At 74.2% G+C, this 13,403-nt stretch carries 13 protein-coding genes; 3 read left to right on the top strand and 10 right to left on the bottom strand.

Annotation, left to right across the window (positions count from 1 at the left end; all coding sequences use genetic code 11):
* Nucleotides 1-50: 50 nt before the first annotated feature.
* The 6 genes from AB0398_RS11825 to AB0398_RS11800 form a co-directional block, all read right to left on the bottom strand.
* A complete protein-coding gene (locus AB0398_RS11825; RefSeq protein WP_366374064.1) occupies nt 51-455 on the bottom strand; it encodes a hypothetical protein in 405 nt (134 codons plus the stop codon).
* Between the two features lie 128 nt (nt 456-583).
* Nucleotides 584-2,221: an ABC-F family ATP-binding cassette domain-containing protein gene (locus AB0398_RS11820; RefSeq protein WP_366374062.1), complete on the bottom strand. Its 1,638-nt coding sequence runs from the start codon at nt 2,219-2,221 to the stop codon at nt 584-586.
* Between the two features lie 87 nt (nt 2,222-2,308).
* Nucleotides 2,309-2,821, bottom strand: coding sequence for a hypothetical protein (locus AB0398_RS11815; RefSeq protein ID WP_366374060.1), 513 nt, complete (start codon nt 2,819-2,821; stop codon nt 2,309-2,311).
* A gap of 386 nt (nt 2,822-3,207) precedes the next feature.
* Complete coding sequence (locus tag AB0398_RS11810) at nt 3,208-3,510, bottom strand: hypothetical protein (RefSeq protein ID WP_366374059.1); 303 nt, start codon at nt 3,508-3,510, stop codon at nt 3,208-3,210.
* Nucleotides 3,511-3,628: 118 nt separating this feature from the next.
* On the bottom strand, nt 3,629-4,945 hold the full coding sequence (locus AB0398_RS11805; protein WP_366374058.1) for a M14 family metallocarboxypeptidase: 1,317 nt from the start codon (nt 4,943-4,945) through the stop codon (nt 3,629-3,631).
* Nucleotides 4,942-6,978, bottom strand: coding sequence for a Xaa-Pro dipeptidyl-peptidase (locus AB0398_RS11800; RefSeq protein WP_366374520.1), 2,037 nt, complete (start codon nt 6,976-6,978; stop codon nt 4,942-4,944). The genes AB0398_RS11805 and AB0398_RS11800 overlap by 4 nt, the downstream gene beginning before the upstream one ends.
* Nucleotides 6,979-7,209: 231 nt before the next feature.
* Here AB0398_RS11800 and AB0398_RS11795 point away from each other — a divergent pair, with 231 nt between their 5' ends.
* On the top strand, nt 7,210-8,766 hold the full coding sequence (locus AB0398_RS11795) for a M1 family metallopeptidase (RefSeq protein WP_366374056.1): 1,557 nt from the start codon (nt 7,210-7,212) through the stop codon (nt 8,764-8,766).
* 30 nt (nt 8,767-8,796) lie between these two features.
* On the opposite strand, the gene AB0398_RS11790 is transcribed toward AB0398_RS11795, so the two are convergent.
* Nucleotides 8,797-9,660, bottom strand: a complete 864-nt coding sequence (locus AB0398_RS11790) for an oxygenase MpaB family protein (protein WP_366374054.1) — start codon at nt 9,658-9,660, stop codon at nt 8,797-8,799.
* A 136-nt stretch (nt 9,661-9,796) separates the two neighbouring features.
* Nucleotides 9,797-10,282: a hypothetical protein gene (locus tag AB0398_RS11785; RefSeq protein WP_366374052.1), complete on the bottom strand. Its 486-nt coding sequence runs from the start codon at nt 10,280-10,282 to the stop codon at nt 9,797-9,799.
* 170 nt (nt 10,283-10,452) lie between these two features.
* Between AB0398_RS11785 and sph the strand changes: the two genes are divergently transcribed.
* Nucleotides 10,453-11,433, top strand: coding sequence for a sphingomyelin phosphodiesterase (gene sph, locus AB0398_RS11780; RefSeq protein WP_366374050.1), 981 nt, complete (start codon nt 10,453-10,455; stop codon nt 11,431-11,433).
* A gap of 21 nt (nt 11,434-11,454) precedes the next feature.
* Here sph and AB0398_RS11775 read toward each other — a convergent pair whose 3' ends face one another.
* Nucleotides 11,455-11,943: a hypothetical protein gene (locus tag AB0398_RS11775; RefSeq protein ID WP_366374048.1), complete on the bottom strand. Its 489-nt coding sequence runs from the start codon at nt 11,941-11,943 to the stop codon at nt 11,455-11,457.
* 94 nt (nt 11,944-12,037) lie between these two features.
* Complete coding sequence (locus AB0398_RS11770; protein ID WP_366374046.1) at nt 12,038-12,532, bottom strand: macro domain-containing protein; 495 nt, start codon at nt 12,530-12,532, stop codon at nt 12,038-12,040.
* 123 nt (nt 12,533-12,655) lie between these two features.
* Between AB0398_RS11770 and AB0398_RS11765 the strand changes: the two genes are divergently transcribed.
* On the top strand, nt 12,656-13,393 hold the full coding sequence (locus AB0398_RS11765; RefSeq protein WP_366374045.1) for a MerR family transcriptional regulator: 738 nt from the start codon (nt 12,656-12,658) through the stop codon (nt 13,391-13,393).
* The last annotated feature ends 10 nt before the right edge of the window (nt 13,394-13,403 follow it).

Here is a 13,403-nt window from a genome sequence, read left to right as displayed (position 1 = left end):
ACGGGAGGGGCCGCGGCCCCACGGACCGCGGCTCCTCCCGTACGACTGCGTCACGGCAGGAAGCGCAGGGCCCAGTCGGCGCGGTGGGCGACGGCGAGGTCGTCGTCCTCCGTCAGGGGCCGCAGCAGGCCCTCGGCCTGCTGCGGGTCCGCCTGGACCAGGTCGACGATCTCGGCGGCCAGGCCGTCCTGGTCGTCGCCGAGGTCGACGGCGGAGGCCCGCACCAGGACCGGGAGGCTCCCGGTGCCGCCGATGCCCGCGACGACCCCGCCGAGCAGCTCGCGGGCGTACCCGTTGCGCTCCTCGACCGCCCGGCCGAGCTCCGCCTCCAGGCGCGGCAGCAGCTCCGGACCGCCCGTCGCCGCGATCTCGTCGGCGAGGTCGATGGTCGCGTCGACGTCCGCGTCGAGGTCGTCCAGCATCGCGAGGAGCCGGGTGGTGCCGTCGTCGGTCATGTGGTGCCTCCTGAAGAGTGCCGTCCACGGGGGCCGGAACCGGCCGCGCCCCGCGGAGAGCCGTGTGCGTACAAGTTCACGGCCCGGGTCGCGCCCGTGCAAGACGGGCGGCCCGGGCCGGGGGCGTCTCAGAGTTCGGTGACCCTGCCGTCCGCGACCCGGACGCGGCGGGTGGTGCGGACCGCGTCGAGCATGCGCCGGTCGTGGGTGACGAGCAGCAGCGTGCCGGTGTACGAGTCGAGGGCGGACTCCAGCTGCTCGATCGCCGGGAGGTCCAGGTGGTTGGTCGGCTCGTCGAGGACCAGCAGGTTCACGCCCCGGCCCTGGAGCAGCGCGAGCGCGGCCCGGGTCCGCTCGCCTGGCGAGAGGGTGGTGGCGGGCCGCAGCACGTGGACGGCCTTCAGGCCGAACTTGGCCAGCAGGGTCCGGACCTCGGCGGGCTCGGTGTCGGGGACGGCCGCGCAGAACGCCTCCAGGAGGGTCTCCGTGCCGTGGAACAGCCTCCGGGCCTGGTCGACCTCGCCGACGACGACGCCCGGGCCGAGCGACGCGTCGCCGGAGTCCAGCGGGAGGCGGCCGAGGAGGGCGGCGAGCAGGGTCGACTTCCCGGCGCCGTTGGCGCCGGTCACGGCGACCCGGTCGGCCCAGTCGATCTGGAGGCTGACGGGGCCGAAGGAGAAATCCCCGCGCTTGACCTCGGCCTCGCGCAGGGTCGCGACGACCGAGCCGGAGCGCGGCGCGGCGGCGATCTCCATGCGCAGCTCCCACTCCTTGCGGGGCTCGTCGACGACGTCGAGGCGTTCGATCATGCGCTGGGTCTGCCGGGCCTTCGCGGCCTGCTTCTCGCTGGCCTCGCTGCGGGCGTTGCGGCCGAGCTTGTCGCCGTCGGTGGCCTTGCGGCGGGCGTTCCGGACGCCCTTGTCCATCCAGGACCGCTGCATGTGGCCGCGCGCTTCGAGGGCCGCCTTCTTCCCGGCGTACTCCTCGAAGTCCTCGCGCGCGTGGCGGCGGGCGGTCTCCCGCTCCTCCAGGTAGGCCTCGTAGCCGCCGCCGTACAGGGTGATCTGCTGCTGGGCGAGGTCGAGTTCGAGAACCTTGGTGACGGTGCGGGTGAGGAACTCGCGGTCGTGGCTGACGACGACCGTCCCGGCGCGCAGCCCCTTCACGAAGGACTCCAGGCGCTCCAGGCCTTCGAGGTCCAGGTCGTTGGTGGGCTCGTCGAGGAGGAAGACGTCGTAGCGGGAGAGGAGCAGGGAGGCGAGGCCGGCGCGGGCGGCCTGGCCGCCGGAGAGGGAGGTCATCGGCTGGTCGAGGCCGACGGTGAGCCCGAGGGAGCCGGCGACCTCCTCGGCGCGCTCGTCGAGGTCGGCGCCGCCGAGGTTCAGCCAGCGCTCCAGGGTGACGGAGTACGCGTCGTCGGCGCCGGGGGTGCCGTCGACCAGGCCCTGGGTGGCCTCGTCCATCGCGGTCTGGGCGGCGGCGACGCCGGTGCGCCGGGCGAGGAACGCACGGACGGTCTCGCCCTCGCGCCGCTCGGGCTCCTGCGGGAGGTGGCCGACGGAGGCGGTGGGCGGGGAGAGCCTCAGCTCGCCCTCCTCCGGTGCGTCGAGCCCGGCGAGCAGCCGCAGCAGGGTCGACTTGCCGGCTCCGTTGACGCCGACGAGGCCGATGACGTCGCCGGGGGCGACGACGAGGTCGAGCTGGGCGAAGAGGGTGCGTTCGCCGTGGCCGGCGGCGAGGTCCTTGGCGACGAGGGTTGCAGTCATCAGGGGACGCATCCTAGGCGACGGGAGGACCCGCCGAGGGGGCCGGGGCGGCGGGGGCCGGGCCGGGTGCGCCGGGGTCGTCCCCGGTCAGGCGCGGGAGACGCCCGCCGGGACGGGGGCGCCCGCGGTCTCCTCCCGGGGCCCGGTGAGGAGCCTGCGGAGCACGGTCCGGTAGGCGGGGCCGTGGAAGCGGTACGGGCCGGTGCCGGGGTAGCCGTCGCGCGCCGGGTCGACGGCGGGGCCGGTCCACCAGGCGAAGTCGCGCCAGACGACGTCGTCGCCGTCGCGTTCGACGACGGCCGTGACGGCTCCGCAGCCGGGGTCCGCGCAGTCGGGGCAGGAGTGGATCACGTACCGGCCGCCGGGGAGGCGGTGACCGCCGGTGTCCGCGTCCGGGCCGGCGGCGTCGAGGAGGAGCTGGACGTGCGCGGCCCGGAGGACGGGCGGGAGGTCCGACGCCAGGGGGGAGACGGTGTCCGCGCCGTCGGTCCCGTCGGTCCCGTCGAGCCGGTGGAGCAGCGGCCTGCCGTCGACCAGGAGGTCGGCGGGGGCGGCGGGGGTCGCGGGGGTGAGGTCGAGGCTGGTGTACACGGACGGCATGCTCCGAGTATTTCCCCGCGGACCGTCCCGTTCCATGGCTGGTCCGTCCCGGAAATGTCCCGGTCCGGGTACGACGCCGGACGCGGACGGCACCACTCGGTCCGGGCGACGCCCTCGGCCCGGGCCGGGCGGCACTCCCGGTCCGGGCCGGTGGCGCCCGATCCGGGCCGGACGGCACTCCCGGTCCGTGCCGGACGGCACTCCCGGTCCGTGCCGGACGGCATCGTCCGGTCCGAGCCGGGCGGCACCGTCCGGTCCAGGCCCGACGACACCATCCGGTCCGGGCCGGGCGCCGCCCCCTCCGGTGCGCGGGAAGGCCCGGAACGGCTGCGGGACGGTTGCCGTCCTTTCGGATGGCAACCGCCCCGACCGCCCCGCGTGCGGGGTTACCTACCGAACGGCGGGCGGGAGGTGTTGTCCGCGTCGGCGCACTGCCGGGCGCGCTTCTCCAGGGCCTCGGCCTTGACGAGGGCCTTCTTGGCCTCCGCCGGGGCGCCGAGGCGCTTGAGCTGGGCGGCGCGGTCGCGCTCCTTGCGGGCGTCGGCCTTCATCTTGCTGATGTTGCAAGTGATGGCGCCGGCGGCCGCGGGCTCGGCGGTCGCCGTCTGGCCGGCCAGGACACCGCCGGCCAGCAGCGTGGCGGCGATCAGGGCCGGCAGGACGCGGCGCGCGGTCTTGAGGGGGCGCATGATGGTTCTCCAACTCCCGGGCTGGGAAAACCCGTTCGAGGCATGGTCGGTACCAGCAGGTAACTTTACCTCGGCAAACAGGTGAATCACCTCAGGAGCCCCTGGTCCCACAGGGTCGTCAACACTCGTCCACAGGACTCCCACTGACGAGGTGATAGGCGGCCCGTCCGTCGAGCAGCAACGGGACGAGCGCGCGCTGCGACTGGCGCAGCGGCACGAACGCCCCCGCGCCCTCCTGCCGCACGGTGACGCCGTGCAGGGCGAGTTCGTCGCCGGCCTCGGCGTACTGCGCGGCGTCCAGGCGGTAGCCGCACGGCGGGTCGGCGAGGACCTCCTCCGGCTCCGGCGGGTCGTTGTCGGCGCCGCCGAGGAAGACCGGGCCACGGTCGGCGAAGCCGGTGAGTCGGGCACGGGCGGTGGCCGCCGCCAGCGGGCCGCGCCGCTCGTCGAGGTGGGCGAACATCCCCTTTAGGGCGGCGTGCTGGGTGGCGACCCGGCGCCGGTGGTTGAGGGCCGGGTCGTCCTTCTCCGCCCCGTCGAACGCGTCCACCCGGGTCTCGACGAGCAGGGAGGCCGCGTGCTTGACGCCGGCCGTGTTGCGCAGGATCCGCTCCTGGCCGTCGCCCGCGACCTGCCGGATCGGCTCGCCGGTGAGCGGGTCGGTCCAGATGCCGTAGATCCCGGTGCTGTACCCGGCGCGTCCGGCGGCGGGGCGGACGTACCTCTCCGAGAGCGTCCGGGACTCGTCGTGGACGTGCGGGTCGGTGTCGAGGCTGCGGGGCCAGAGCGCGAGCAGCTCCTTCTCGTAGTACCGGGGGGTGGCGCCGTACTCGTGCAGGTCGTAGACGAGGTGGGGGCGCCGGTCGCGGAGGAGGGCGGCGATCGCGCGCGCCTCGGCGGTCCGCAGGGCGATGTGGTCGCGGTTGACGTCGATGCCGTCGGCGTTGCCCCGGGTGTCGGCCTCCCGGCCGTCGGGGTTCGCGGTCGGGACGACCAGGACGGTGGTGCGGTCGAGGATGCGCCGGGTCTCCTGGTCCCGGGCGAACGCGAGGTCGCGCACCGTGCTCAGACAGGCCTCGCGGCCGGCGGGCTCGTCGCCGTGCTGGCTGCACACGAGGAGCACGGTCGTGGCACCCGGCCGGGTCGCGCCGAGGGCGACGAGCCGGAGCGGGCGGCCCTGCGCGGTGGTGCCGATCTCGCGCAGCGACACCCGGTCGCCCGCCCGGTCGACGGCCGCGAGGAAGTCCCGCTCCTCGGCCTCGGTGGTCCACCGGGCGCCCCGGCTCGTCTCGAAGCCGGTGCGCGGCGGCGGTTGTACGGGGGCGCTGCCGGCCGTCTCGGCGGGGACGGCGACGAGCGGCAGGGCGAGGGCGGCGGCGCCCGCCGCGAGGGCGAGCGCGCGCCGTGAACCCCGCCGTGCGGTACGGGTCTTCATTGGGCGGCCCCCGCTCCGGGCAGGCGCGGACCCGCGACGGCGGCCGGCGGCGCGGACGCGCCCGGCGGCAGGAGTCCGGACGGCGGCCGGAGTCCGTTCGGCGCGGAGACGGTCGGGGCCGGTCCCGTCGTGGCCCGGACGAAGGCGCCCGCGCCGCCGACCAGCGGCAGCTCCGCCCGGGTGCGGGCGAGGTCCAGGGTGAGGGTCGGGGTGGTCGACGGCGGGTCGAGCAGGTCCCGGTCGGTGCCGCCGACGATCAGGGCGAGCCGGTGGCCGGCCGGGACGACGTGGTCGGCGGCGGCGAGGTCCAGGGTGAGGGTGTACGCCCTGCCGGGGGTCAGCGGGCGTCCCTTCCGGGGGTCGGCCCAGGTGCCGAGGTCGGCCCAGCCCCGGCTGACGACCGTGTGCGGGACGTCGGCGGTGCGGGCCTCGGTCTCCTTGAAGCAGGCGCTGTCGCCCGGGGTGCTCGCGCCCCAGCAGGTGCGGTGGGTGAGGGTGGTGATGCCCTCCCCCGCCGCCGCGTAGTCGCGGATGGTGGCGGGGCCGAGGTCGACGAGGACGGCGGAGAGGTGGGCGGTGGCGGTGGTCGGGGTGGCGGTGACCGTCACCCGGGAGGAGCCGGCGATCCGCAGGTCGCGGGAGAGCGGGCGGGTGACGAACCCGGCCTTCTCGGGGGTCGCGGTGTCGATCCGGGCCGCCCAGTCCAGCTCGCCGAGGGCCGGGTCGTCGGTGAAGGCGGCGGTGGAGCCGGGGGCGGCGGGGGCGCGGCCGAGGACGCCGGGGCCGGCGGCGGCGCCGGGGGCGGTGCGCAGGGTGGTGGTCGCGGTGCCGCGCGGCGGCCAGTGCCGGTCGGTGGTCCAGCGGTCCGGGGCGCGCTCGATGTCGGCGGCGGGCTCGCGGTCGATGCCGTTGTCGTAGCCGAGGAGGTAGTGGTCGAACCAGCGGTGCAGGGTGCGGACCCAGTCGGCGCGCCGGAAGTCGAAGGGGTCGACGTGGCCGGTCTGCGAGAGCCAGACCTTCCGCTCGACGCCGTGGGCGGCGAGCGCGTCCCACCACTTGCCGAACTGGCTCGCCCGCACGTTGAGGTCCTGCTGTCCGTGCACGGCGAAGACGCTGGCCCTCACCTTGTGGGCGTCCTTGACGTGGTCGCGCTCGCTCCAGGCGGCGGTCCAGTCGCCGCTGTAGGGGGTGGCGGCGGTGATGCGGTCCTGGACGGCGGCGCAGCGGGCCCGCGCCTCGGGGCTGTCGACGTAGTCGGAGAGCCAGCTCGGGTTGGCGTCGTAGAGCGGGGCGCCCTGGGAGTGGAAGTAGTCGTACCAGGAGGAGATGGCCCCGATGGGGACGATCGTTTTCAGCCCTTCGACGCCGGTGGCGGCCACGCCGTTGGCGACGGTGCCGTCCCAGCTCTTGCCGATCATGCCGACGTCGCCGGTGCTCCAGCCGGTGGCGCGGGCCGGGGCCGTGCCGGTGCGGGTGGTGTAGCCGCGGGCGCGGCCGTTGAGCCAGTCGACGACGGCCTTGGCGGACCGCACGTCGGAGCGTCCGCCGACGTCGTCGCAGCCGTCGGAGCGGTTGGTCCCGGCGAGGTCGACGGCGACGAAGGCGTAGCCGCGCGGGACGAAGTAGTTGTCGTAGTACAGCGGGAACTGCACCGGTTTCCCGTCCGCGTCGTACGTCTTCCTCTGGCTCTCGTTGCCGCGCCCGCAGCAGGCGTAGTACGGGCTGGCGTCCATGATCACCGGGATCTTCCGGCCCGCCGCGGCGGGCTCCCGGGGGCGGACGACGTCGACGGCGACCCGGTCGGCGCGTCCGTCCCCGTCGCCGTCGAGTCCGGTGTCGACCCAGACGGACTCGCGGACGGCGTCGGCGTACGAGTGGACGGGGCGCGACTCGCGCACGGACCCGGCCGCGGGCGCGGCGGGGTCCGTCCGGGCGCCGGCCGGGGTGACGAGGGTCGCGAGCAGCGCGGCCGTAGCCGCCGCCACGAGGGTTCCGTACGGCGCTCGGGCTCCGCGGGTGATCCGCTTTCGCATCGGCATGGGCGGGAACGTACCCCGGTCAACTCCCGTGCAAAAGAGCGCCGGAGGGAATCAGGGGCCATTCGGGGTGATCCCGTGGGTGGAGGGGTTCGTGTCGGCCGAATGGCGATCGTGTGACAGGGGGTCCTCTGGACGTGACGGTCCGTCGGGGAGCTGAATAGTGTCGAGAGCAAGGACCGACGACCACCCGCGCGTCTTACGTTTCTTATGACTTGGGGAGCACCCGTGCACCGCAGAATCATCGTTCCGAGCGCCCTCGCGGCCTCCCTGATGCTGGCGATCCCGGCATCGGCGGCCGATTTCGTCCCCGGGGCCCCGGGCATCGGCGACTCCTACTACCCCGCCAGCGGCAACGGCGGCTACGACGTCTCCCACTACGACCTGCGCCTGAAGTACGAGCCGGCCACGGACCTCCTGGAGGGCACGGCGACGATCCTCGCCACCACCAAGCAGAACCTGTCCCGGTTCAACCTCGACCTCGGACTGAAGGTCAGCGAGGTCCGGGTGAACGGCCGGATCGCGAAGTTCGCCGCGTCCGGCGACCACGAGCTGGAGGTCACCCCGGCCGTCCCGCTGGAGAGGAACAAGGAGATCTCGGTGGTCGTCCGCTACGCGGGCAAGCCCTCCGAGTTCAAGGTCGACGGCTGGTCGGCCTGGGCCCGCACCCCGGACGGCGGTGTCGCCGCGCAGGAGCCGGACTCGGCCGTGTGGTGGTTCCCGTCCAACGACCACCCGCTGGACAAGGCCACCTTCGACGTCTCGGTCTCGGTGCCGGCCGGTCACCAGGCCATCAGCAACGGCGTGTTGCAGTCGCAGTCCACGGCGCTGGGCCGGACCCGTTTCAACTGGCGCTCCGACAAGCCGCAGGCGACGTATCTGGCCACGCTCGCCGTCGGCAGGTTCGACATCACGACGGACCGGACGGCGAACGGACTGCCCGTCCTCAACGCGTACAGCAAGGACCTGGGCGCCCACGCGGGCGCGGCGCGCGCCTCGATCGAGCGCACCACCGAGGTGGCGGAGTGGCTGGAGACGGTCTTCGGGCCGTACCCCTTCAACTCGCTCGGCGGTTACGTGCCCAATGTGACCAGCGGCTTCGCCCTGGAGACGCAGACCCGGCCGTTCTACAGCCCGCGTCAGTTCGCCAACGGCGCGAACGTGTCGGTGGTCGTCCACGAGCTGGCGCACCAGTGGTACGGCGACAGCGTGTCCGTCCGGGACTGGAAGGACATCTGGATCAACGAGGGCTTCGCCCGCTACGGCCAGTGGCTGTGGTCGGAGAAGGAGGGCGAGGGCACGACGCAGGAGCTGGCGGACTACGTGTACGCCCTGCGGGGCGCGGACGACCCGTTCTGGACGGTGAAGCCGGGCGACCCGGGCCCGGAGAACCAGTTCCACGGCGCCGTCTACGACCGGGGCGCGCTGGCGCTCCAGGCGCTGCGCAACGAGATCGGGGACGAGGACTTCTTCGCGATCCTGAAGGGCTGGCCGAAGCAGTTCGCGTACGGCAACGCGCGGGTGGCGGACTTCGTGCGGTACGCGGAGCGGGTCTCCGGCGAGCCGCTGGCCGAGCTGTTCGACACCTGGCTGTACGAGCCGTCGAAGCCGGCCGCTCCGGCGGCGGCAGCGGCCGGTCTTTCCGCCCCGGCGGCTCCGACGACGGCGAAGGCCGGGGCGAAGGCCGCCGCGAAGCCGGTGCGGCCGAAGTCCTGGAAGAAGATCGCGGCCACGAACACGATCCACGACCACGAGCGCGGCCACGCGGGCCACGGCGGTCACTGAGCCGTACGGCGCGTCCCGGAGGGCCGTCCGTCAGCGCTGCGCGCGGCGGGCGGCCCTCCGCGCCTCCCCGGCCAGGGGCAGATAGCGCAGCCGCTCGGGCAGGACGGGGACCACGGCCCGCAGGACCCGGCAGAGCCGGCGCAGGGCGCGCTCCTGGGCGTCCGTCCACTCCAGGCCGATGGCCTCGCGGGCGTCCGGGGGCATGAAGCCCGCGGTGAGGAAGGCGCGCAGCCGCAGGAAGGGGCGGCGCAGGAGGGGCCAGAGGAGGCGGAGGGCGAGCCGGGCCGGCAGCGGGCCCCGGCCGGGGGCGGGCACGGGCAGGTCGGTGTCGAGGAGCTCCCGCACGACGACGGTGGCCTCAAGCTCCTCGGCGAGGACCTTCCGGTAGTACGGCCAGAACTCCTCGATCGTCTGCGGCATGTCCCGGTCGTGGATGCCGAGGATGCGGCCGACCCGGAGCCACTCGGCGTAGAGCTGCCGTTCCTGGGCCTCGGTGAGGGGGCGGAAGAGCAGGCGGAGGCCGTGCCGGTAGACGGGGAAGCCGGTGGCGTGCACCCAGGAGTAGTAGGCGGGGGTGAGGGCGTGGTAGCGGCGTCCGTGGGCGTCGGTGCCCCGGATCGTGCGGTGCAGCTCCCGGAGGCGGCGGCCCTCGCGGGCGGCCTCCTCGCCGCCGTAGATCCAGAGCTGGACTGAGCGCAGGGAGCGTTCGCCGCGGCCCCAGGGGTCGGTGCGGAAGACGGAGTGCTCGTCGACGCCGGCGCCGATCGCGGGGTGGGCGACCTGCATGGTGAGGGCGGCGGGCAGCATGAGGAGCGCCCGTACGTCGCCGGCGACGCTCCACAGCACCCCGCCGACGGGCGGCGGCGCGGGATCGGCCTGCTTCACGCGTTCCACGGTCCTTCTCCTCTGCGGTCGTCTCCAGGGTGCACCCGTGACGGAGGGCGTGCCGAAAGGCATGACGGGGGCGGTGCCGGAGGGGCATAACGAAGGGGCCGTCGCCAGGGCGACGGCCCCTTCCGGGTGTACGGGGTCAGGCGCGGTCGGCGCCGACCGGCTCGCCGACGATACGGGCGGCGAGGGCGTGGGCCCAGGCGTCGACGTCGGCGTTGAGCTCGCGCTCGGCGGTGGCGCGCTCCTCGGCGATCCTCGCGGTGCCGGCGGCGAGGATGGTGTCGCGCTCGGCGGAGCCCTCGGCGCGGGCGGCGGCGATGGCGGCGGAGCCCTCCTCGACGGCCTTGGAGCGGATGCGCGCGGCCTCGTGGCGGGCCTCGGCGAGCTCGGCCTCGTACTGCTCGCGGACGCGGGCGGCCTCGGCGCGCAGGTCGTCGGCGCGGTCGGTGCCGCCGTCGATGGCGTCCTCGCGCTCGTCGAGCGTGCGCTTGATCTTCGGCAGGATGCCCTTCGCCAGGATGAGGAAGGTGATGCCGAACAACACCAGGCCGAGGATGAGCTCGGCCCAGACGGGGTTGAGCGGACCGAGGTCCATCTTGAAGATCTGCGAGTTCGCGAGGGTCATGCGCGCATTCTACCTGGAGCAAATGGGTGTAATTGAGACACCGGAGTGAGAGTTGGCACGCTCGTGCGGGCGCGGCCAGATTCCCGGCACCCAAAGGCTACCGGAAGGTAACCGCGGCTGATTGTATGTGCCGCGCCAGGCCAATCCCCCACGCCTCCACGGGAGTTCACGTGTCGTTCGCCGCGCTTCGCCGCGCCCCCGGCGCCGCTCTTTCCCTCGCCCTCGCCGCCGCCGCCCTGACGGCGACGGCCCCGGCCGCGTCCGCCGCGACCACCGAGGCCCCCCGGCTGAAGGTGCTCACGTACAACGCGTTCATTTTCTCGAAGTCGCTCTACCCGAACTGGGGGCAGGACCACCGGGCGAAGGCGATCCCCGCCGCCCCCTTCTTCCAGGGGCAGGACGTCGTCGTCCTCCAGGAGGCCTTCGACAACTCCGCCTCCGACGCGCTGAAGGCGAACGCGGCCGGGCAGTACCCGCACCAGACCCCGGTCGTGGGCCGGAGCAAGAGCGGGTGGGACGCCACCGGCGGGTCCTACTCGGCGACCACGCCCGAGGACGGCGGCGTGACGATCCTCAGCAAGTGGCCGATCGTCCGCAAGGAGCAGTACGTCTACAAGGACGCGTGCGGCGCCGACTGGTGGTCGAACAAGGGCTTCGCCTACGCCGTGCTCGACGTGAACGGCAGCCGGGTGCACGTGCTCGGCACCCACGCGCAGTCCACCGACCCGGGCTGCGCCGCGGGCGAGGCGGCCCAGACGCGCAGCCGCCAGTTCAAGGCGATCGACGCCTTCCTCGACGCCAAGAAGATCCCGGCGGGCGAGCAGGTGATCGTCGCCGGTGACATGAACGTCGACTCGCACACGCCCGAGTACGGCACCATGCTCGCCGACGCGGGCCTGGTGGGGGCCGACGCCCGCACCGGCCACCCGTACTCCTTCGACACCGACCTGAACTCGATCGCCTCCGAGCGCTACCCGGACGACCCGCGCGAGGACCTCGACTACGTCCTCTACCGCGCGGGCAACGCCCGACCGGCCGGCTGGACCAACCACGTGGTCCTGGAGAAGAGCGCCCCGTGGACGGTCAGCAGCTGGGGCACCGCCTACACGTACACGAACCTCTCCGACCACTACCCGGTCACGGGCTTCTGACGGCCGGACCGGGGCCGCGCCTCAGTAGCCCCGGCCGCCGAAGAGGCTGTAGAGCCAGGCACCGAGCACCGCGACGACGCAGACCATGACGAACAGGGAGCCGGCGCTCGTGTGCCGCTCCTTCCGGGGACGGCCGGGGCGGGGGGCGCGAGCCTTCCGCTCCGGCCTCTCGCGCTTTCCGGCCCTTCCGCCGCGCTCCGGCACCGGCGCCGGCTCGGCCGCCGCGGCGACGTCGGCGAGCAGGCTGCGGCAGACCGCCGCCAGCTCCGCCGTCCCGGCCGACAGGTCGACGACCACCTCGGTGCGCGCCGGCGCCGTCGTCCCCCCGTCCAGGATCCGCCCGGCCCGCAGCAGCGCCCGGTCCTTGCCGCCGGTCGGGGCCAGGCTGATCCAGCGGCGGACGTGCTCGCCCCGGATCACCACCCCGCCGCCCCGCTCGCGGTAGACGGTGTGCTCACGCCACAGGATCCCGGCCAATTCCCCGGCCGTGTCCCTGAGTTCCGCGTACATCGATTCCCCCCTGCTCCCCTGTCCCCCGCTGCGACAGCGGCCGACTCTAACCCCCGCGCCCGGTCCCCGCACCGCCACCCCGGCCCCGCGCCCCTTACGCGCCGAAGTCGTACACCGTGACCGGTATCCCCCGGTCCACGAGCCGCCGGAGGACCAGCGGCTCGACCCGGTCCCAGGAGCCGCCCGCGAGCCCGCAGCCGATCCGGGGCATGTGCACGGACGCCCCCAGCGCGGCGGCCCTGTCGGCCAGCGCCCCGAGGGCCGTGCCGATCGCCTCGTACCGCACGGGGACGCCGGTGCTCCGCGCCGTGCGCGTCCCCCGCTGCCCCACCAGGTTGGCCACCCAGACGTACGGCTCGACCCGGACGAACTGGGCCGCGCCCAGGCCGAAGTCGTTCCCCGCCCGCTCCCGGTGCCACCGCCGGTAGGCCGCCTCCGGCTCGGGCCAGCGGCGCGAGAGGGCCAGGACGAAGCCCTTCCCCCAGCCGCCCAGGTCGTTGCAGACATGGGCGACGATCTTGACGCCCTTGCCGTGCGGGGAGGTCGCGTCCCCCCGGACGTACGTGATCCCGTTCGCACTCCCGTTCATGACGATCACGCTACGGGCGACCACTGACAATCGCGCCGGTCTTTTACACAGCTGGTGAGACAGCAATACTGTTCAAGCGGTCCGGACACGCGGGCCGACGGCTGGGGAAACGAGGCGGCTCGGATGGACGTCGAGAGCGACGTGGAGCGCGGACCGAGCTACACCGTCGACGAGCTGGCCGCGCGGGCCGGGGTGACGGTGCGGACCGTGCGGTTCTACGGGACCCGGGGGCTCCTGCCGCCGCCCGTCATCGGGGCCCGGCGGGTGGGGCACTACGGGCCGGAGCACCTCTCCCGGCTCGCGCTCATCGAGGAGCTCCAGCGGCAGGGCATGACGCTCGCCGCGATCGAACGGTACCTGGAGCAGCTGCCGCCCGACCTCAGCGCCCGTGACCTGGCGGTCCACCGGGCCCTGGTGGCCTCCTGGGCGCCCGAGTCCGCCGAGTCGACCACCCGGCGCGAGCTGGAGCGGCGGGCCGGGCGGGCGCTGACCGAGCGGGACGTCGACCGGCTCGCCGCGATGGGGGTCCTGGAGCGGACCGACGACGCCGACACGTACCGGCTCGACGGCTCGCTGCTGCGGCTCGGCGTGGAGATGCTGGACGTGCCCATCGAGCACGAGACGATCCTCGCCTCCCGGACCGTGCTCCTGGAGCACGCGCGGGCCGCCGCCGAGGAGCTCGCCCGGCTCTTCCAGGAGCAGGTGTGGAACCCGTACCGGGAGAGCGGCGAGGACCCGGACCACCTGAGAGCGATGAGGTCGCTCTCGGCCCACATGCAGCCGATGGTGATCCAGGCCCTCGTCACGGCCTTCCAGCGCTCGCTGAGCGAGGAGCTGAGGACGGCGTTCCGGAGCCCGTGAGGTCGCTCAC

The sequence above is a fragment of the Streptomyces sp. NPDC086147 genome (assembly GCF_040702165.1).
In the GTDB taxonomy this organism is placed as follows: domain Bacteria; phylum Actinomycetota; class Actinomycetes; order Streptomycetales; family Streptomycetaceae; genus Streptomyces.
This window is presented reverse-complemented; position numbering and strand designations above follow the sequence as displayed.